Annotated in this window: 17 protein-coding genes; 6 read left to right on the top strand and 11 right to left on the bottom strand. The window is 44.4% G+C overall.

Going from position 1 to position 20,280, the window contains the following annotated elements:
* Positions 1–162: 162 nt before the first annotated feature.
* From ruvA to B0E43_RS22215, 11 genes are all read right to left on the bottom strand, one after another.
* Complete coding sequence (gene ruvA / locus B0E43_RS22265; RefSeq protein WP_077353619.1) at positions 163–759, bottom strand: Holliday junction branch migration protein RuvA; 597 nt, start codon at positions 757–759, stop codon at positions 163–165.
* Entirely contained in the window at positions 756–3,029 is a 2,274-nt protein-coding gene (locus tag B0E43_RS22260; protein ID WP_077353618.1) for an NADP-dependent malic enzyme, read from the bottom strand. Before B0E43_RS22260 ends, ruvA begins: the two co-directional genes overlap by 4 nt.
* A 20-nt stretch (positions 3,030–3,049) precedes the next feature.
* Positions 3,050–4,150 (bottom strand): DUF4837 family protein, encoded by a 1,101-nt coding sequence (locus B0E43_RS22255; protein WP_077353617.1) that lies wholly within the window; start codon positions 4,148–4,150, stop codon positions 3,050–3,052.
* Positions 4,151–4,258: 108 nt separating this feature from the next.
* A complete protein-coding gene (locus tag B0E43_RS22250) occupies positions 4,259–5,653 on the bottom strand; it encodes a transglycosylase SLT domain-containing protein (protein ID WP_077353616.1) in 1,395 nt (464 codons plus the stop codon).
* A gap of 11 nt (positions 5,654–5,664) precedes the next feature.
* On the bottom strand, positions 5,665–7,092 hold the full coding sequence (gatA, locus tag B0E43_RS22245) for an Asp-tRNA(Asn)/Glu-tRNA(Gln) amidotransferase subunit GatA (protein WP_077353615.1): 1,428 nt from the start codon (positions 7,090–7,092) through the stop codon (positions 5,665–5,667).
* Positions 7,093–7,110: 18 nt separating this feature from the next.
* On the bottom strand, positions 7,111–7,308 hold the full coding sequence (gene tatA / locus B0E43_RS22240; protein ID WP_077353614.1) for a twin-arginine translocase TatA/TatE family subunit: 198 nt from the start codon (positions 7,306–7,308) through the stop codon (positions 7,111–7,113).
* 113 nt (positions 7,309–7,421) lie between these two features.
* Positions 7,422–8,663, bottom strand: coding sequence for a murein hydrolase activator EnvC (locus B0E43_RS22235; protein WP_077353613.1), 1,242 nt, complete (start codon positions 8,661–8,663; stop codon positions 7,422–7,424).
* Between the two features lie 5 nt (positions 8,664–8,668).
* Positions 8,669–9,406 (bottom strand): DUF4292 domain-containing protein, encoded by a 738-nt coding sequence (locus tag B0E43_RS22230; RefSeq protein ID WP_077353612.1) that lies wholly within the window; start codon positions 9,404–9,406, stop codon positions 8,669–8,671.
* Positions 9,399–11,147 carry a tetratricopeptide repeat protein gene (locus B0E43_RS22225; RefSeq protein ID WP_077353611.1) on the bottom strand — a complete coding sequence of 583 codons (1,749 nt, stop codon included), beginning with the start codon at positions 11,145–11,147 and terminating at the stop codon, positions 9,399–9,401. Before B0E43_RS22225 ends, B0E43_RS22230 begins: the two co-directional genes overlap by 8 nt.
* A gap of 75 nt (positions 11,148–11,222) precedes the next feature.
* The gene (locus B0E43_RS22220; protein WP_077353610.1) at positions 11,223–12,728 is read right to left on the bottom strand and encodes an oligosaccharide flippase family protein; all 1,506 of its coding nucleotides are present in this window, start codon (positions 12,726–12,728) and stop codon (positions 11,223–11,225) included.
* Between the two features lie 15 nt (positions 12,729–12,743).
* Positions 12,744–13,529 (bottom strand): enoyl-CoA hydratase/isomerase family protein, encoded by a 786-nt coding sequence (locus B0E43_RS22215; RefSeq protein WP_077353609.1) that lies wholly within the window; start codon positions 13,527–13,529, stop codon positions 12,744–12,746.
* A gap of 211 nt (positions 13,530–13,740) precedes the next feature.
* On the opposite strand from B0E43_RS22215, the gene B0E43_RS22210 reads away from it, so the two are divergent.
* The 6 genes from B0E43_RS22210 (at position 13,741) to B0E43_RS22180 (ending at position 20,224) form a co-directional block, all read left to right on the top strand.
* Positions 13,741–15,195, top strand: coding sequence for an NADP-dependent isocitrate dehydrogenase (locus B0E43_RS22210; RefSeq protein WP_077353608.1), 1,455 nt, complete (start codon positions 13,741–13,743; stop codon positions 15,193–15,195).
* 338 nt (positions 15,196–15,533) lie between these two features.
* Positions 15,534–16,823: a glycosyltransferase family 4 protein gene (locus B0E43_RS22200; protein ID WP_077353606.1), complete on the top strand. Its 1,290-nt coding sequence runs from the start codon at positions 15,534–15,536 to the stop codon at positions 16,821–16,823.
* A gap of 104 nt (positions 16,824–16,927) precedes the next feature.
* The gene (locus B0E43_RS22195; protein ID WP_077353605.1) at positions 16,928–18,061 is read left to right on the top strand and encodes a DUF819 domain-containing protein; all 1,134 of its coding nucleotides are present in this window, start codon (positions 16,928–16,930) and stop codon (positions 18,059–18,061) included.
* 137 nt (positions 18,062–18,198) lie between these two features.
* Positions 18,199–19,074, top strand: coding sequence for a bile acid:sodium symporter family protein (locus B0E43_RS22190; protein WP_077353642.1), 876 nt, complete (start codon positions 18,199–18,201; stop codon positions 19,072–19,074).
* Positions 19,075–19,092: 18 nt separating this feature from the next.
* The gene (locus B0E43_RS22185; RefSeq protein ID WP_077353604.1) at positions 19,093–19,692 is read left to right on the top strand and encodes a hypothetical protein; all 600 of its coding nucleotides are present in this window, start codon (positions 19,093–19,095) and stop codon (positions 19,690–19,692) included.
* 1 nt (position 19,693) lies between these two features.
* On the top strand, positions 19,694–20,224 hold the full coding sequence (locus B0E43_RS22180) for a GNAT family N-acetyltransferase (RefSeq protein ID WP_077353603.1): 531 nt from the start codon (positions 19,694–19,696) through the stop codon (positions 20,222–20,224).
* Positions 20,225–20,280: the final 56 nt, after the last annotated feature.

The following is a 20,280-nucleotide window of genomic DNA, read 5'->3' as shown; positions in this document are numbered from 1 at the left end:
TGAATCGGTTCGGGATTGGGTACTGTCTACAGTTACTTGTTGGGCGCTGACCGGTGATAGTGCAAACAGAAAACCCAACAGGAAAAATAATACAGGCCCGTGACTTCTAATATCGCCTCTGCAGAAAGTCAGTAACTCCTGAAAGTTCAATCCAGCTTTAGATTAAGGTGTCTTTAAAGATGCTTTAATTAAATCTTCTAAGGAAATTTCTCCGTTGGTTTTTTTAAGTATCAGAGTTATATTTTTCTCTGCCAAGGCCTTGGGAAACCCTAAAGTAATTAAGGCTTGTAACGCCTCTTCGCGGATTTTATTGCTAGTTTTAAGGAATCCAAGCGGGGTATGGAGGTCTGCACTTCCGGATTTTCCAACCTTGTCTTTCAATTCCAAGATTATCCGTTGGGCAGTCTTTACACCGATCCCTTTGACAGCTTGAATAGTAGCCACATCTCCTGAGAGAATTGCGTGCTCAATCTCTTCTGTACTCAGGGAAGACAGGATCATCAAACCGGTATTTGGGCCGACCCCGTTGATGGAAATCAGAAGGAGAAAAAGTCTTTTTTCGGATTCTTCTTTGAATCCGTATAGGGTATGAGCGTCTTCTTTGATATGCAAAAAAGTAAGGAGACGGATCGCCTCCTCATCTTTTATTTTGCTATAGGTCTGAAGGGAGATTTTCACCTGATATCCAATGCCTCCTACATCGATAATTACATAGGTGGGGTCTTTGAAAACCAGCTTTCCGCTCAGGTATGCAATCATAATATTCCTTCAGAAGATTGGGCATCCACCACTGCAATGGCTACCATGTTCACGATTTCACGGATAGAGCTTCCCAACTGCAGGATATGCACGGGTTTGTTCATTCCCAATAAAATAGGTCCTATTGCTTCTGCATTTCCTAGCTCAGCCAAAAGTTTGTAGGCGATGTTGCTGGAAGCAAGATCAGGGAAAATTAGGGTGTTGACTGCATTATCTGCCAATTTGGAGAAAGGATAGATTTCCCGTTGAATTTCCTGATTGAGTGCGACATTGGCTTGCATTTCTCCTTCGATGATCAGGTCAGGATATTTAGCTTTCGCCAATGCTGTTGCTTTGGCCATTTTTGCAGGAATATCCCCTTGTGCAGACCCGAAATTAGAATAGGAAAGCAGGGCAATTTTTGGCTCCATATTGAAAAATTTCACCGCATTGGCTGTCAGGCCTATGATGTCTACCAACTCTTCCGCAGTGGGATTGACATTGACCGTGGCATCGGCCAGGAAATATGGGCCTTTCGGAGTGTTCATGATGTACATCCCAGCAACCCTGTTTACACCCTCTTTGACTCCGATGGTATGGAGTGATGGAAGGATAGTTTTTGGATAATCCCGGGTCAAACCTGAGATAAACGCATCGGCAGATCCGGTTTCCACCATCATGGCACCGAAATAGTTTCTCTCTCTCACCAGCCTATAGGCATCGAAAAGTGTCATTCCCTTACGCTGACGCTTTTCGTACAGGATTTTCCCAAACTTCTCGATCAAACCTGTCTCTATTACCGGATCTATGATGGTCACATGTGCCAAATCCAAAGCATTGCCCTCTATCATCGCAAGGATTTTCTCACGATTTCCAAGTAGGATTGGAATCGCGATTTTTTCATCGCGCAGAATCTGGGCCGCCTTGAGGATTTTAAGGTTATCAGCTTCTCCAAATACAACTCTTTTTGGATCCTTTTTGGCCCTGCCTATGACGATAGACATCAGTCGTTGGTCGATACCGATTCGCTTCTGGAGTTCCAATTCGTAAGCCTCCCAGTCATGGATCAGCTTTTTGGCCACCCCAGACTTGATTGCTGCTTTGGCAACTGCCGGAGCAATAGTTGTGATCAGTCTCGGATCGACCGGTTTTGGAATCAGGTAAAGTCTTCCAAATGCTAGGTTTGTTTCTCCGTAGGCTTTATTCACTATTTCAGGAACTTGTTCTTTGGCAAGCTTGGCAATAGCCTGAGCTGCGGCAAGCTTCATTTCCTCGTTTATGACAGTGGCTCTGACGTCCAGTGCCCCACGAAAGATGTATGGGAATCCCAGAACATTGTTCACTTGATTGGGATGATCTGAGCGGCCAGTGGCCATGATCACGTCTTTTCGAGCGGCGATAGCCAAGTCATAGGGAATCTCAGGATCGGGGTTGGCTAGGGCAAAAACGATCGGATCTGGCGCCATACTCTTGATCATTTCCTGAGAAATAATATTTCCTGCAGAAAGTCCCAAAAACACATCAGCCCCAGGCAAAGCTTCACTGATGTGGTAAATATTTAGATCTGTGGCGAATTCTCGGTGGATGTCTGAAAGATCGGTTCGGTCTGTTCGGATTACACCGTCCTTGTCACAGGCAATAATGTTTTCTTTTTTGACACCCAAGCTGACATAGAACCTCAGGCAGGAAATTGCTGCAGCTCCAGCCCCGCTTACTACCAATTTGATTTCTCCGATTTTCTTGTCCACAATCTCCAGGGCATTCATCAATGCCGCTCCGGAAATGATGGCAGTACCGTGCTGATCGTCATGCATGACAGGAATATTCATTTCCTGCTTCAGTGTTTGCTCGATTTCAAAGCATTCCGGTGCTTTGATGTCCTCGAGGTTTATCCCGCCAAAAGTAGGTTCAAGGGATTTGATGATTTGGATAAGTTTTTTTGGGTCTTTTTCATCGACTTCGAGATCAAAAACATCGATGCCGGCGAATTTCTTAAAAAGTACACCTTTGCCCTCCATGACTGGCTTAGATGCGTCCGGCCCAATGTCTCCCAGTCCAAGAACTGCAGTTCCATTTGAGATTACAGCGACTAGGTTGCCTTTTGCGGTGTATTTGTAACTATTTTCCTTATCAATCGCGATTTCTTTGCAAGGCTCTGCGACCCCCGGGGAATAAGCTAGCGCTAGATCAATCTGGCTGGAAACTGGCTTGGTGGGAATTACTTCGATTTTTCCTGGTGAGCCCTGGCTATGGTAATTTAATGCGTCTTCTCTTCTGATTTTGATAGTCATAAATGGGTTGTTGACAAAAGTCAGGCACCTTGGCTTCCCTTCCAACTCACATTAGTATTCAGCAAGATTGTTTGGATTTCGCGCAGAGCATCCCGGTGTACTTCGTTGGGGAAAAAGACAAATCCTTCCATATAATAAAGTTTGCCCTTTGCTTGATCCACCATCAAATATCCGAGGTAAGTTCCTCCCATGCTAAGGTTGTTGGTTTTCCAGGTGCCCCTGATTTCGACAGTAAAATTATCATTAATCACCATGTTTCTGAAGGCAGGCGGAATTTGTTTTTCGCTTGTCATGAAGGAAGTGGGATCCTCTGGATCGCCAAAAATATGTTTGGCTGCAATGGAGTCTCTGAGACTTAGGATGTTTGATGGGAAAGTTTGCTCTTCAGAAGTATAGTCTGTTTCATAGAAAAATATACTGATATCGGGTCGTCTTTCTGTAGGTGTAGGGGATCTCATCCAAAGAAAATCATCCGTAGTTTTGGCAATCTGGTAGGAGGCAGGAGCCTGGATTTCGATATCCAATTTGGTTCTGGCTTCATGTTCTGCAGTAGAGTTTTTTCGGGCAAAAAGAGCTTTTTCCAACCTTCCTCGCTCCCTTACTTCAAATAGATTCTGAAGCTTTTCTTTATTTTTTCTCAGGTTGGCAATCAGTTCATCTTCTGTATTGCCGAATAGATAAAGCACTTCCTGACCCACTGCGTATTCGTCCTCCATTCGCAGAGAATAAAGGGTAGGATCAGCTGAGGCTTTCTCTTTGGATTCTTTCGAAAACTGTGCATTGATCACCTGACTGCCGCCTTTTTTGTCATCGAAGGTCGTCACATAGATCAAATTGGTGTACATTTTCAGCATCCGTGTCATGGCCCGTGGGTCCACTCGGTGGACTTTGAACATGCTTTCCGAACGGATCATCCCGGGCAAATCTGCCTCGAAAATCCCTCTCAATTCTTCCCCAACGGGGCCTGCCCACTTAGTGGAATCTATAGCCAAGACAATTTCACCAACTGTTCCTCTGGCATTCGGTTTGGCATTTTTGCTAAATCCTGGATTGCCATTTTCGTCGCAGGAAATTAGAATTACCGAAAACAGAAGTATTAGGATATAGGATAGCGGTTTCATAATTGTCCTTGTTTGTGCTTTGATTTCAAGTTAATTACATAAAATGGGTCTTCCATTTCAAATAATTAATTTTTGAGTTAAATAAATTTAAAAAACTTTGGCTGAAGATTATCCGACAATCAGCTTTTGTCCGGGCTTGATATTGTTTGAATTCAGATTGTTCAACCGCTTGATTTGGTCAATGGAAAGTGAATGTTTTTGGGAAATGATCCAAAGTGAATCCCCTGGGCGGACCGTATAGGTTTTATTACCAGAGCCGGACGTGTTGTCGGCAAGACTTTCGGTAGGAGTAGATTTCCCATTGTAGATGTAAATTGTCTGCCCGACTTTGATCAGGTTGGATCTGAGGTTGTTCCATTCTTTGACCTGGGTGACGCTTACCCCGTGTTTTGAGGCAATCGTTCCCAAAACATCTCCTGATCTGACTTTGTAAGAAATTCTTGCTGCATTGGTGCTGGCAACGGCTTTTTCAACTGGTATTATCGCCGGAGAATCATTTGAAGTCAATAAAATGGTGGGTGAGTTGCCTAAGGAATCGCTGATCCAAGCAAGGTTTTCTTTCAGAAAAATTGCTCTTGATTTCGGAATTTTTACCTCCATGCTCCGGTTGGCTATAGGGACGTTCCTATTTTTTACCGACGGATTCAATTTTTCCAAGTCCTTCAAGCAGATGGCTGTCAATTCTGAAAGTTTTTCTAAGTTGAAAGCTCTGTCAAACCTGATTTTTTCATATTCGATAGGATAGGTAGGTTCCTCCAAATTGAAATTGTGCTCTTCCAGATTATTTAGAACATAAAGGAAAGCCTGAAATTGGGGCACATAACTTCGGGTTTCTTTTGGTAGGTAATTGTAGATTTCCCAAAAGGTTTTTTTTCCGCCCGATCTCCTGATGGCCTTCCGGACATTTCCCGGACCGCAGTTATACGCTGCCATAGCCACTTCCCAATCTCCGAACATGCGATAAAGTGACTTCAGGTATTTGGCTGCAGCATCTGATGAAAGCTCCGGATCCATCCGGTCATCCACGTCAGGGTTCACTTGCATGCCATACATTCGGCCAGTAGCGGGCATAAACTGCCATAATCCCATTGCACCAACACGGCTTTTTATCTGCGGATCGAGTCCAGATTCGACGATGGAGAGGTATTCGATCTCGGATGGGATATCGTGTTTTTTGAGCGTGGATTCGAAAAGTGGAAAATAGATGTCCTTTCGTGCCAGGACCATTTTGGTATATTCCCGATTTCTGACGGTGAAATATTGAATAAAGGAGAAAATACGTTCATTCAACTCAAAAGGCATCTCGGTTTTCATGGCCTTGATGCGTTGATCGACTTCCTCGTAAGTGAAGTCAGGAATATACTCGTAGTGGTAATTTGGCTGAATTTCTTCAGAAAAAAGTACCGCCGCTTCCAGGGGTTCCTCTTGAGAAAAGGCTTCGGTCAGGGGGATCAGACAAGTGATTAATGCCGGAATGATAGTGCTGCGCAAAGACTTTTTCATCAAAATTCAATTTAAGTGGTAAATTCTGTCAGATAGTTGCTGAAGCTATAAAGCTCAGCTTCTTTGAAGGAGTTGGAAATTACCTGGAGACCAATTGGCATGCCAGAATTGTCTTGACCATTTGGAATTGAAATCGCCGGAACTCCCGATACTGAAGCTTGTACAGTGAAGAGGTCTTCAAGGTACATTGCCACAGGATCGCCCCTATGCTCACCAAACCTAAACGCTGTAGATGGCGTAGTCGGCATAATAATATAGTCAAATTCATTTAAAAGATTTTCTGTAAAGTCTTTTATTAATCTTCTGACCTTCTGAGCCTTAGTGAAATAGGCATCATAGTAACTGGCAGAGAGCACAAATGTGCCCAACATAATCCTTCTTTTTACTTCTTCCCCAAATCCTTCACTTCTGGTCAGTTTGTACATGCTTTCCAGATTATGGGCATTCGGAGATCGGTAGCCGTACTTTACTCCGTCAAACCTGGAAAGGTTGGAGCTGGCCTCTGCAGTAGTCAGGATGTAATAAGTGGGTAAGAGATATTTCAACAGCGGAAATTCCACTTCTTTGACCTCATGTCCTTCAGCTTTTAATTTTTCCAAGACAGAGAGGGTGTTTGCCTTGATTTCGGGCTGAAGCGCACGCGATTCAATTGTTTCTTTGAGATAAGCCACTTTCACTTTTTTATCAAAATGTAAAAGTTGGCTGTAAGGAAATACTGGTTTTCTGGAAGAAGTGCTGTCAAATTCATCGTGTCCAGCCATGATTTCCATGACCAAAGCATTGTCTTTGACGGTTTTTGAAAAGACTCCTATGGTATCAAAAGTGGAGGCATAGGCGATCAATCCCCAACGGGAAATTCGCGAATAGGTCGGCTTCATGCCGATTATCCCGGTGAAAGCCGCAGGTTGGCGGACCGAACCTCCGGTATCAGTTCCAAGGGAAACCGTACATAGGTTGGCCTGAACGGCTACTGCTGATCCACCGGAAGAGCCTCCAGGAACGCGAGATTCGTCCAAGGCATTGAGCACTTTGCCATGGGCAGAGTTTTCATTGGAGCTTCCCATTCCAAATTCGTCGCAATTCAGCCGGCCAATGATAATGGCATCTTCGTCGATCAGTCTTTGGACGGCGGTAGTGGTGTATTGAGCCTGGTAGCCTTTAAGGATATTTGAAGAGGCGTTGGATTCGTGTCCGGTGTAGTTTAGGACATCTTTGATTCCGATGACCATTCCGGCAAGCTTTCCTGCTTTTCCTTTCGCTATTTTTTCATCGATCAGATCAGCTTGCTCTAAAGCGGATTGCTTATAAACTTCAACGAAGGCGTTGAGATGCGCCTTCGTTGCAATGTTCTGTAAGTAATGAGTGACGATTGCCCGGCAATCAGCTTCTTTCTTTTCGAGCGATTTTTTGATTTCGTCGAATGAACTAAATTTTTCCAATTGAATTGGCTTAAGGGATTACTTCTTTTTGTCTTTCAGCCCATCTTCAAGATCGTTCTGAATTTCCTTGGTAGCGTCTTTGAACTCTCTGATACCACGACCCAGTCCTCGGGCCAATTCAGGGATCCTTTTAGCACCAAACAGAAGGAGGATTACGACAATGATCAAAACGATCGAACCTCCGCCCATGTTTTGAATGAAACCTAATGTAGTCATGATGGTGTGTGTGTTTAAGGATATAAGGATTACAAAGATACAACTGTCACTCTCAAAGTCAAAAATAAGACTATTGACAATTGGCCTTTTTTATGAACATACGATTTTAAATCTTATTTGGACGTAATCCATGTTGCAGGGTCCATGATCTGGAGGCCTTTCCACGTTTGGAAATGGACCTCGGATTCGCCTTCAGCATTAGTTCCCACCTGGCCGATGACGTCTTTAGCTTTTAAAGTCTGTCCGGATTTGACAGTGACGTTTTTCAGACGGCTATACATGGTGTAATATTCTCCATGTTTGATGATCACGGTACCGCCAAATCCTGGCATCGTCGTAATTTTGGTGACTGTTCCGTCAAATACAGCCCGCACGTTGGAATTGGGCTGAGTTCGGATGTCAATTCCGTCATTGTCCACTGTGATTCCCTTGAGAGTAGGATGGGGGAAAGTGCCATAGCTTTGAGCCAAAAATCCCGTCTCAACCGGCCAGGGCAGTTTTCCTTTGTTGCCGGCAAATGAGCTGGAAAGCGCCGCAGCTTCCGGTGTCATCGGCATGCTGGTTCCTGCCTTTTTGGTCGATGTGCTGTTTTCCTTTTTGGCCTCGGCTTCAGCCCTTTTGATTTCATCCTCGATAACCTGTTTGATCATTCTGTTGAGCTGATCCTGCTGTTTTTTGGTCGCAGCGATCTGTTTTTGGATGTCCCTTTCCTTTTTAGAAAGGGTATTGACTACACCCTGCTGACTTTTTCGTAAACGCTCCAGTTCAGCTTTTTCTTTTTGTTCCTCGGTAAGTACGGTCACTTTATCGGCTTTTCGCTGATCCAAAAGAATCCGTTGATCTGCCAGGTCTGCTGAAAGTTTCTCGATCTGGGCAGCTTGCTGCTTTCGGCTGTCACTGTATTGCTTCAGGTATTTCAATCGCATGTATAGCTGATTGAAAGTGCCCGAACTAAAGACAAATGCAACGATTGAAAGTCCTCGATTGAGTTTGGATGAGTTGTAAATCATGCGGGAATATTCCGCTTTGAGGTCTTTGAGCTGAAATTCCAGTTCAGAGATTTTCTTTTCTGTTTCAGTGATTTCCTGATTGATCAGTCGGACCTCTCTGTCCAGGGTATTGACCAGGCGATTTTGCGTCTGAAATTGTCTTGTCAGCGCATTCAATTCCCCAAGTGAAGTCTTTTTTGTGGCAGTCGTCTGCTTTAGAATGGTGTCAAACTCCCTTAATCTAGCCTGTACTTCAGCTTTTTCCCGCTCCAGTTCCTCTCTTGTTTTATTTGTCTGGGAAAAAGTATCGAAACTCCAAACGGATAGGAATAAAAACAGTATTGGTATAAATCTATAAATCCACATGTGGCTTAGAATCTGAAAGGAAAGCTCAGCGCTTGGGAATTAGGCTCAATGGAGGTCCAAGTGAGGTGAATTATGGTGTTTTGGCTGCCTTCTGGAAGTTGATAGGCCAGTTTGAAAAGGACTTCAGCCGGAAATGGCTGAGAGGATGCATCCTGAAATTTCGGAAAACTTGCCAGTACCGATCCCCGGTCATCGAGCGAATTGCTCACAAGTTCTGAAACTTTGCCGTGACTGGTTTCCACCTTAGTGAAATACCTGACCTTATCTCTGGTTTGGGTCAATTCAAACTTTTTACCCACTCTGACCAATCGATCCCCGTAGTCAAATTCAAAGGGAATATTAGCCCAAAGGACATTTTGGAACAAGTCCAGGGAGAGCTTCAAACCGTAAAACTTCTCAAATTCCTCATAAGTTAGGTTGACATCGTCCTGTCCAACCCGGTCGTGGATCTGAATCCGGTCTTTGGTAAAAAATCCCCGGATCGCCTCCATTCCCATACCAGGAGACATAGTAAACCAAAGTACGCTGTCTTTTTTGGCGCGGAGACTCAGGGTTCCACGGGTGATTTTTCCGGATTCTTCCTCAATGACAATCTTTGCTTTGGCACTTAGATAATCGTATTGTGCCGAAACAGGCTGAAACTCCTCCATTTGGCCGTCACCTTCGTAAAGCACGACTTTTTTGGCGCAGCCGGTCAGGCCGATTACCAAAAGTGTCAGAACACCTGCAAAAAGTCTATTCATGATATTTTCCGTCTTTTATTTTTTGAGCTAGTTTTTCGGAGGCTTCAGAGCTTCCTTCGGCTTTTTTCCACCAGGTCATTGCCTCAGAAACTTTGCCAAGATGAAACAAAATGTCCCCATAGTGCTCCAGCATGACTCCGCTGGGAGCTGTTTCGTTAATTATTGCCTCATTCATATAGAGTGAAGCTTCCTCATAATTGCCCATTTGGAAAAGTACCCAGGCATGCGTATCGAGGAAGGTGGCGTTTTTTGGATGCTTTTTTACAACTTTTTCAGACATGGTCCGGGCCTTTTCCAAGTCCCTTTTTTCCAACGAAAGAAAATAAGCGTAATTGTTCAGGACCTGTTCGTCATTTGGATTTAGGCTGAGTGCTTTTTCGAAGTAAAAAAACGCAGAGTCCTTTTCGGCAAGATTGTACAGCGAGTTTCCAAGTGATCCAAAAGCCACCTGTTCCAATTGAGGATTTTTGCTGGCGTTTAGTTCAAGCGATTTTTTTAGAGATTGTACGGCCAGCGAATCCTTTTTCCGGGCTGATTTGACTACACCATCATAAAACCAAAACTCAGGAGCTTCAGGGAATTCATCCACTCCCATGGTGGTGAAAGTTTCCAATTCTGCAAAATCCGGATCTTCTCCAAAAGAATTCAATATGACCTGTTCGATGAGGTTGGCATTTTTTGGTTGGATCTGAAGGGATTTTTTGAAATAATCCATGGCGGCAGTCATTTCTCCGGTGTCTCTTTTTCGTTCACCGATTACTTCCAATACCATGGCATCATTGGCATTCAGTTCGAGCATCAAAGCCTCCATCTGATCCAATAGCGCATCCCGATGGGTAGTTTGCATCTCCGAAAGCATGGATTTGTAAGTCTTGGCTTTCACCTCTCCATCCAGGTCGGGACTTTGGAATGCCGAAATCAAATAATCATTGGCTTTTGCGATTTCCCCCTTTTCTTTGAGAAGGGTGTATGCTGCCATCTGAAGTTCGGGCTGGTTAGGATACTTTGCGATTTCTTCCGAAACCAAGGTTAAAGCTTGATCTAACCGTGCATTGTTATAGAGGATTTCTACCAAATTGAGGACATAGGCAGGATTCCCCGGAAAAGCTTCGATGAGTTTTTCGCCTTCTTGGATCGCCTTAGGCAACTCATTATTTCGGAGGTAGATCCGCTGTTTTTGCACAGTAAAAGGCTCCCGCACCCCATAATAATCCTCCGCCCGGTCGAGTACCACGAGTGCTTTGTCAAATTCTCCCGCATTCAGGTAAAGCGAGGCAAGATCCAGATTGTACTGTTGGTTTTTTTCGCTGTCTGATGTGAGTCGGTCCAGGATTTCGGCAGCCTTTAGAGGTTGGTTGAGATTAGTGTAGATCTCTGCCACCATCAGAGCGTAATATTTGTTGTCGGGGTCTGCCAAAGCAGCCTTTTCTGCAAATGGAAGCCCTTTTTGCGCTTGATTGGAGCGGACTAAAACTTCGGCGATTTTGTAATTGATGGCGGGTTCGTCAGGAGTAAATTCCAAAGCTCGATTTAAATAAAAATAGGCTTTTTCGAGGTCACCTAATACCAGTGCTTTTTCCCCTTCGATAAAATACCTGCTGGCTTTGGTTTGGTTTTCCTGAATTTTTGCCTCCTTTTTTGAAAGAGGCTGTTGGGCAAATCCGGGATTCCATCCAAGGAAAACAAAAGAAAACAGGAAAAGAAAGGGGATAAATCTCACAGTGATTCGGGAATGCAGCATCAATTCACAAACATAATGCCTTTTGAGGAAAATGGTTGGACTATTTTGACAATTGACGGAAAGAGATACAGTAGATCAGGGTCTTTGTTTTCCCCGGAGGAATGGCGTCAATTGATCCTTTTCCAAAAATCCGACAACTGTCAAAAACAACAGAATCAAGCTGTTTTTTGCTAGAAAATTCATCAAATCTGAGCCTAGATCCAGAAAAAAACCCGCGTAGCTTAAACCAAAAGCGAGAAGTAGGTAGAAAACACCCTTACCTGTTTGATAGGGGATGGGGTAGTACTTTTGGCCGAAAAAGAAACAAACCAACGTCATCACCAGATAGCAGCTTAAGGTACTCAAGGCACCGCCCAGGTAGCCCAAAACCGGGACCAGAAAAGCGATGACTGCAATACTCACCAGAGCTCCGATTAGAGTGATCCAGAAGCTGTAATTGGTTTTGTCTGTAATTTTAAACCAGATGGAAAGGTTGAAATAGATACCCAATAGCAAATAGCCCATCAGCAGCATCGGCACGATAAAGTAGGCGGAGGCATAAGCTTCACCTTTGAGGAAAAGTGGGCCGATCCAATCGAGGTTGACCGAAATGGAAATCATCAGAATCGTACAGAAAATGATAAACGCATGCATGACCCGGGCATAGAGCTGGGGTGAATTTTTATCCGTGGATTGCTTGAAGAAAAAGGGTTCGGCCGCGTATTTGAAGGCCTGGATTACTAAATTCATCAGGATGGCCAGTTTGAAATTTGCGCCAAAAACACCTGCTGCCTCTCTCGAAGTGAGTCCGGGGAAATAATTTTGCGGAAGCACATACTCAAAAAGAAGTCTTGAAACCAGCTCATTGGTCACTCCAGCCAATCCCATGAAAAGAAGCGGCAAGGAGTAGGTCCACATCTGGCGGATGATTTCCTTTTCCAATTGAAACCTGAAAAATCCAGCTCTCCACCAGACGTAGGGGATGATCAGACCATTGGCCAATAGATTGGAAAGCAGAATGAATTCCACTCCCCATTCGGGCTGATAACCCAGAAATCCGGATGCGATAAACCCGGAATTAATCCACAGGGGAATCCAAACGATGAGCAAAAGGTTAAACAGGACATTGAGAAAAATATTAATCAGTTTGGCTCCGGCAAAAGCAAATGCCCGATTTTCAAGCCTCAGCTTGGCAAAAGGAATGGCAAGAACCGCATCGAAAGATAGGATCAAGGCCATCCATCGAAACAAATAGGCCTGTCCCTGGTAATTCATTACCTCTGCCAGCCATGGCGCTGAAAGGTAGATCGCTGAGCCCAGCACCAGGGTCGAGGTGATCAGGAGCGACTGAGTATTGTGGTAAACCTTGGTGGAGTCTAGGTTTTTTCCGGTGGAAAAGCGGAAAAACGCCGTCTCCATGCCATAGGTGAACACAATATTGAGAAAGCCGACCAAGGCATAAATCCCGGTGAATGCACCCAATGCCTCAGGATTGAGGTAGGCGGTGTAGACGATAATCAGTAAAAAATTAATTGACCGGCCAAGAATACTGCTTAGCCCATAGATGGCTGTCTGCCCGGCTAGTTTTTTGAGATTACTCATTCGAGAGCAAGGAGCTTACTCTCCTTTAAAAATTGGTTTTCTTTTTTCCAAAAATGCAGAGGTTCCTTCTTTGTAATCACCCGATTTGACGCAGCGCGCAAAGCTGTTCGCTTCAGTTTGGTAGCCATTTTCATCTGAAAGAAATGCCGAATTGACACAGTCCACGATCATTCCGATAGCCAATGGAGCTTTGCTCATGATTTTCGCAATGATTTCCACCGCTTTTTCCATTGCCTCCGCTTTGGTGGGAAGGACGTGATTGACAAGGCAAAGTGCTTTTGCTTCCTCAGCTCCGATCATATCTCCTGTCATCATGAGTTCGTTTGCTTTACCTCTTCCGATCAAAAGCGTCAGTCGTTGAGTTCCGCCATAGCCGGGAATGATTCCCAGGTTGACTTCCGGCTGACCGAATTTTGCATTGGCAGTTGCGATACGCATGTGGCAGGCCATGGCCAATTCGCAACCTCCGCCCAGGGTAAAGCCATTGGTAACGGCGATTACTGGCTTGTGACAGTTTTCGATCATGGCAAAAATTTCCTGGCCGTTTTCGGCAAATTTTCTGGCGTTTACCTCATTGAGAGAAGCAATTTCACTGATGTCTGCTCCGGCAACGAAAGCTTTTTCTCCTGATCCGGTGATAATCACCGCTTTGATGGCCCGATTGTCAGCGACTTCTTCGAAAATCGCCTTTAATTCTGACAAAGTATCGAAGTTGAGCGCATTCATCTTTTCTTCTCTGTTGACTGTAAGGTAGAGGACGCCGTTTTTTTCTTCGGTCAGGATATTTTGAAAATCTGCCATAAGCGGTTTGGGTGTGGAAAAGCAAATATACGTTTAGGGGGTACAAAGGCAAATTTGCCCAGGCAGAAATATCCCAATCCTCTTTTTCCTAGCGGCTTTCCTGTGTAAGTTAATGAAAACCGTTTGGGGAATTAATATGGAATTCCGGTCTGCTTCAGGCATTTTTATTTACTTTTGCGCAAGCTAAAAGTCAACTAAACCTCCCATTAATATGTCCTCCAAAAGAAAAATTACTGTTGCTTACGGCGACGGAATCGGACCGGAAATAATGACTGCTACCATCAACATCTTGGAAGCAGCCGGTGCACAACTCGAATACGATGTGATCGAAATCGGAGAGCAGGTCTACCTCAAAGGAATCAGCTCCGGTATGGAACCGAAGGCTTTTGAATCACTTCGTGAAACCAAAGTCTTTCTGAAATCCCCGATCACTACTCCTCAGGGCGGAGGATTCAAATCTTTGAATGTAACTACCCGAACTTCCTTTGGACTTTTTGCCAATGTCCGGCCGTGCAAGGCTTTTTCTCCTTTTATCAAAACCCATTTTCCTAAAACCGACATGGTGATCATCCGGGAAAATGAGGAGGATCTTTATGCAGGTATCGAGCACCGGCAAACCCAGGAAGTGGTGCAGAGTTTGAAACTCATTTCCCAGCCGGGTTCGGAGAAAATCATCCGATACGCTTTCGAATACGCCAAAAAATACGGCAGAAAGAAAGTGACCTGCATGACCAAAGACAACATCATGAAGTTGGCTGACGGACTTTTCCACAGGACTTTCGACGAAATCGCAAAAGAGTATCCCGAAATCAAAACTGATCATAAAATAATCGATATCGGAACAGCCCTGATCGCTGATCGCCCGGAGATTTTTGATGTGATTGTGACTTTGAACCTGTATGGAGATATCATTTCTGACGTAGCAGCTCAGGTTACCGGTTCAGTTGGACTGGGAGGTTCTGCCAACGTGGGCGAAGAAGTGGCCATGTTTGAAGCGATTCACGGTTCCGCGCCTGATATCACTGGTATGGGAATCGCCAATCCATCTGGATTGCTGAACGGAGCGATCATGATGCTGGTCCATATCGGCCAGCCGGAAGTGGCCGAGAAAATCGCCAATGCCTGGATGAAGACCCTGGAAGACGGAATCCATACCGGAGATATTTATCAGGAAGGTCTTTCCAGCAAGAAAGTTGGTACAGCTGAATTTGCGCAAGCAGTAATCGACCGTTTGGGTCAAATACCTGCCAATATGATTCCGGCTTCTTTCGACAAGGAAGATACCAAGCCGATGAATGTGAAACTGAAGGAAAGAGCTCCCGAGAAAAAAGAACTCATCGGAGTAGATGTGTTTGTGGCTTGGGACGAATCAGATCGCGATCCGAATGTGCTGGGTGAAAAGCTCCGCGCCGCCAATGCCAATGGACTTCAGCTTCAACTGATCACCAATCGAGGAGTGAAAGTGTTTCCTGCGGGGATGAAAGAAACTTTTTGCACGGATCACTGGAGATGTAGATTCCAGACTTCTGATCAGTCTGTGATTTCTCACAGTCAGATTTTGGATCTTTTGAAGCAGGTCTCCGATTTGGGAATTGAGTTTATCCAGACAGCCAATCTCTACAGCTTTGACGGGAAACGAGCTTATTCCCTTGCACAGGGCGAATAATTTAGAGGGAGCTTTTGTAAATAGAAAAGGGTTGTATGGCTATAATGTCTCTTGTTAAATTGTTCATTACCCTTGTAGGAATTGCGCTAACCTTTTGGTTTTTAATGCATGGATTGATTAAAAAAAATAGAAAACAGGTTTGGAAGGGGATAAAGGTTCTAGTTTCAGTTGCCTGTTTGCTTTTGTTGTTGACGATTGGCGAGTTTGTTTATGCTTACAGCATATAACAAATTCCAATAACCATTAACTATGATAGGGGAGAAGGGAAACTTTCTCCCTTTCTTTTTGAGAGGTTTCCCCTAATTTCAAATTTCAAATTTCAAATTTCAAATCACCCAATGTCTCGTCGCGTTCTCATCATTACTTACTACTGGCCTCCTAGCGGGGGATCCGGCGTGCAGCGTTGGCTGAAGTTTGCCAAGTATCTGCCCGAAGCGGGTTGGGAACCGGTGATATTTACACCGGAAAACCCGGATTTTGACCTGAAAGATCCGAGTTTGGAAAAGGAAATTCCCAAGGAACTGGAAGTGATCAAATTCCCGATTTGGGAGCCTTACCAGCTTTTTTCCAAAATAAAAGGAAAGACAAAAACACATCCGGGAAGACTTTTGGAGCAGAAGGAAAAGGGCGTTTTGGAAAAGGCTGCTATCTGGATGCGGGCAAATTTACTAGTGCCCGATCCGAGGATTTTTTGGGTCAAACCTGCAGTGAAGTTTTTGGAGGATCTGGTGAAAAGCGGGCAGTTTCAGGCAGTGATCACTACAGGACCGCCGCATAGCATGCATCTGATCGGACGGGACCTTAAGCGTAAAACTGGAATTCCTTGGATTGCTGATTTTCGTGATCCTTGGTCCCAATGGGAGTTTTTGGATACCCTTCCCATGACATCTTTGATCAGGAAACAGCATGAAAAGCTGGAACAAGGTGTGCTGAAAGAAGCCAATGCAGTAATTACCATTTCCCCGACTTTTCAGAAGGATCTGGAAAAACTTGCACACCGAAAAATCCACCTGCTGACCAATGGCTTTGATCCGGCAGATATTCCAGATGATTTTAATACCAAGAAAAAAGAAAACGGCAAGCTCCATTTGGTCTATTCCGGTATCATCGATGCAATCCGAAATCCGGTTCCGCTTTTGGAGGCAATGAACACTGAATTTTCAGGGTCTGAAATGCAGGTAGAAATGACCTTTGTGGGTAATGTCAGCGAGGCAATCAGAGCCTTTGTTTCAGAGAATCCTTGGTTGAAGGAGCGAATCCACTTTTCAGGTTATGTATCCCATCGCGAGGTTTTTGGGTTTTATGAAAAAGCAGATGCCTTGGTTTTGATCTTGACGGATACCAAAAATGCCCAGGGAAATATCCCGGGGAAGCTTTTTGAATACCTCGCTACAGGAATTCCGATCCTGGCTTTGGGCGATCCAGAGGGCGATTCAGCACAGATTTTAAAAGATGCCGGGGCAGGTGAGGTGATTGCCCATGTCAATTTCGAAGGAATCAAAGACAGACTTCGGGAACTGATGGATTTAGATTATAAAGATCCAGAATCCTCTGATTTGGAGAAATATTCCCGCAGAAGTCTGAGTTTTCAACTTGCCAAAATTCTCGATGAACATACCCTTACTTGATCTCAAGCGAAAGAAGTGACCCAAATTATTGCCGCTTTCAGTAAATTTTTTGGGGAGTAGAAAAATTTGGAAAAAAGCTTCTCCGTTTTTCCCTATTTTCCCACATGTCCTTCACCCAAGAGCCAATATTTGTCGCCGGAACACTTTGCATAGCTGTCTTTTTTGCCAACTGGCTGACCCGGTTCCCTTGGGGGAGAACAGTCGGAACTCCGATCTGGGCCATTGTGATCTGTGCGCTTCTTTCCAATCTGGGAATCATCCCCAGTGCCCTGGATGGAAATGTGGTTTATGACGGTGTGTTTGTTTATTTAGCGCCTTTAGGGATTTTTATTACCCTGCTGGATGTTGATCTGAAAAGCCTCAAAAAGGCCGGTTTGCCACTTTTGCTCATGTTTTTGTTGGGATCTGCAGCTACAGTTATTGGCGTTTTGGTTGCTTGGGTTGTCGTCAATCCGGCTGTTGAAATTGGCGAACTGGCACCGGCGGTGGCTGGCATGTATACCGGAACTTACATCGGTGGCTCGATCAATTTTAATGCAATCGCTCTTCACTACAAGGTTAACGAGGCAGGAAACCTCTTTGCCGCAACTACGGTGGTAGATAACCTGATCGGTACGCCCTGGATCATTGCTACGCTGATATTGCCGAAGTATTTGCAAAAGTTTTTCCCCCGAAAGAAACTGGCTTCCGCCCAATCCGGTGAAAAAATCAAATCCATCGAATCTATCTCCATTTCTTCTCTGGCCTCGGTTTTGGCTTTGGGCCTTTTGGGAATTACATTGAGTAAAGTGCTCGTTTCCTATTTTCCACAAGTACCAGAGATCATCTTCCTGACCACTTTGGCTTTGGTTTTGGCGCAGTTTTCAGCCGTTCAGCAGTTGTATGGTAAGCACACGTTGGGATTTTTTCTGATCCTGTTGTTTTTGGCGGTGATTGGGACTCTTTGCGATTTTGGTGCTTTGGCACAGACAGGTGAATTAGCCGGAACTCTTGTGATTTTTGTTGGGCTATTGGTGCTGGTGCACGGCCTGGTTATTTTTGGAGTAGGGGCTTTGTTGAGGATGGATTGGGATGTGGTTGCAGTGGCTTCGCAGGCCAATATCGGAGGAAATACCACTGCCATTGCCGCCGCAGAAAGTTTGAACCGGCCGGATTTGTTGATTCCTGGTATGCTTGTGGGAAGTTTAGGAAATGCCATTGGGACTTATGTTGGATTTGCAGTAGCAGGATTATTATGAGTTTTCAAGAGAAAAAATTTTCCGCAGGCTTGCAATTCCAAATTTCTTTTCAAATTATTTGACTTAAGCTATGAGATCATAGGATTGAGTAGTTGAATCCAACCAAAAAAATCCCAAACCCAAAATCAAAGGACCTTATGGAATCCAGTATTTTAACACAGCTTTTTTTACCGCTCGCTTTGGCAGTTATAATGTTTGGCATGGGGCTGAGTCTTAGGGTGGGAGATTTCAAACGAATCCTGGTCTACCCCAAAGCAGTAGCAATCGGGCTTGCCAATCAAATCCTTATCCTTCCGGTGACTGCTTTTTGTTTGATCTTAATCTTCGGATTGAAAACAGAACTGGCCATCGGTTTGATGATTTTGGCAGCATGTCCCGGTGGAGCGACTTCCAATCTGATTACCCACTTAGCAAAAGGCGATACGGCACTTTCGATAACCCTGACTGCTTTTTCTTCATTGATTACGGTTTTAACCATTCCTTTTGTGGTCAATTTTGCCATCCAGTATTTCATGCCAGGAGGGGAAGTTCCACCGTTGAACATTTTGGGTACTGTGGTTTCCGTCCTTTACATTACCATCATTCCGGTGGCCATCGGCATGATTGTTTTGGCAAAAGCTCCCGGTCTGGCGGCTAAATGGGATAAGCCTTTCAGGAAAATTTCAACTGTTTTCTTTATTTTGATTGTGGTTGCCACAGTCTTGAAAGAAAGGGAAAATCTTTTGGCTTATGCTGCTGAAGCCGGGCCTGTGGCTTTGGCACTCAATGTAGCCACCTTGGTGGTTGGATTTTTCAGCAGTAGGCTTTTGGGATTGGGAGAAAAACAAAGCACGACCATTTCCATTGAAGCCGGGATACAAAACGGAACCCTCGGAATCACCATCGCCGCTACCCTTTTGGTAAATCCGGTTATGACGATTCCGTCAGCGATTTACAGTTTGATTATGTTTGGAACCGCATCTGTTTTGATCCTTTCAAGGCAAAGAAAAACCAGGGTGATAGAAAACGCATAATTTTCCAATTTTCTCCGGATGCTAGCAAAAGCAATATTCTTCTTCTTTTTGGCGGGGTTTACATTGCCTTCATTTTCCCAAACCTACTTCAATGAATCCGGGAAACAGATCTTGTATTCAGAATATGAAGACATGATCCTAAACCGGGCCTATTTCGGTATTCCTGCAGATGAAAAGGGAAATATGAAACTGGTTCATCGAATGCCGGTGGGAATCACAGATTCGAAGATGATCTATGAAAAGCTCGGACTCCAGCAGGAATTTTCAGCTGGTCAACCTCTGATTGTGATTTATTATCCAGGCAAAGACGAGTTGAATTCCACAGGTCTGGGCAATACCCCAAGCGGCTTGAAAAAGAGTGTAAAAACGGTAGCCCGTTACGCAAAAAATCATGATGCAGTACCTCCGCTGTATATTTACAAAAATCCTCACGGCTTGGAAAAATACCAGGGAATTCAGGATTGGAAGGCAGACCCCGATCAGTTATTCGAAAAGCTGTTTTTCCCCTATACTTATCCCAGTGGAAGTTTTGTGGTGATCAGTCCCAAAGGGAATTTCAGAGGAATTTTGGGGGAATATCCACTTTCCCAAATTGATGTAGCACTCAAGAAACTCTAAAATGGAAAATAAGCCTACCCGACCAACAATCAGAAAAGCGACTTCCGATGACTTGGGAGATTTGCTTCATGTCGCCAGAACTTCGTTTTTGCAGGCTTTTACTGCGGGAAACAAACCGGAAAATGTGAGCGCATACTTGGAGGAAGCATTCAATTTTGAGCAATTTGGGAAGGAGTTGGCCAATCCGGCATCGACCTTCTTTTTAGCGGAACTAGATGGAGAATTGATCGGATATGTCAAGGTGAATGTAGTGCCTGCACAGACAGATGTCCATGATCCTGAAAGTCTTGAGATCTCCCGATTGTATGTCTTGGAAGATTTCCTTGGCTTGGGAGTGGGGAAACTTTTGCTTGACTATGCCCTTGACTTTGCAAAGCAAATCCAGAAAAAATACCTCTGGCTGGGGGTATGGGAAAAAAATGCCCGAGCGATCCGATTTTATGAGAAAAATGGCCTTAGAATATTTGGAAGCCATCCTTTTCAATTTGGAGATGAAGAGCAAACTGACTACCTGATGCGGATTGATTTTTAACGAAAAGCAGCTGGATTTTTCATTTTCAACTTTGCTTTTATCTTTATTCCATCTCT

It is taken from the genome of Algoriphagus sp. A40, from assembly GCF_002002735.1.
Lineage (GTDB): Bacteria > Bacteroidota > Bacteroidia > Cytophagales > Cyclobacteriaceae > Algoriphagus.
This window is presented reverse-complemented; position numbering and strand designations above follow the sequence as displayed.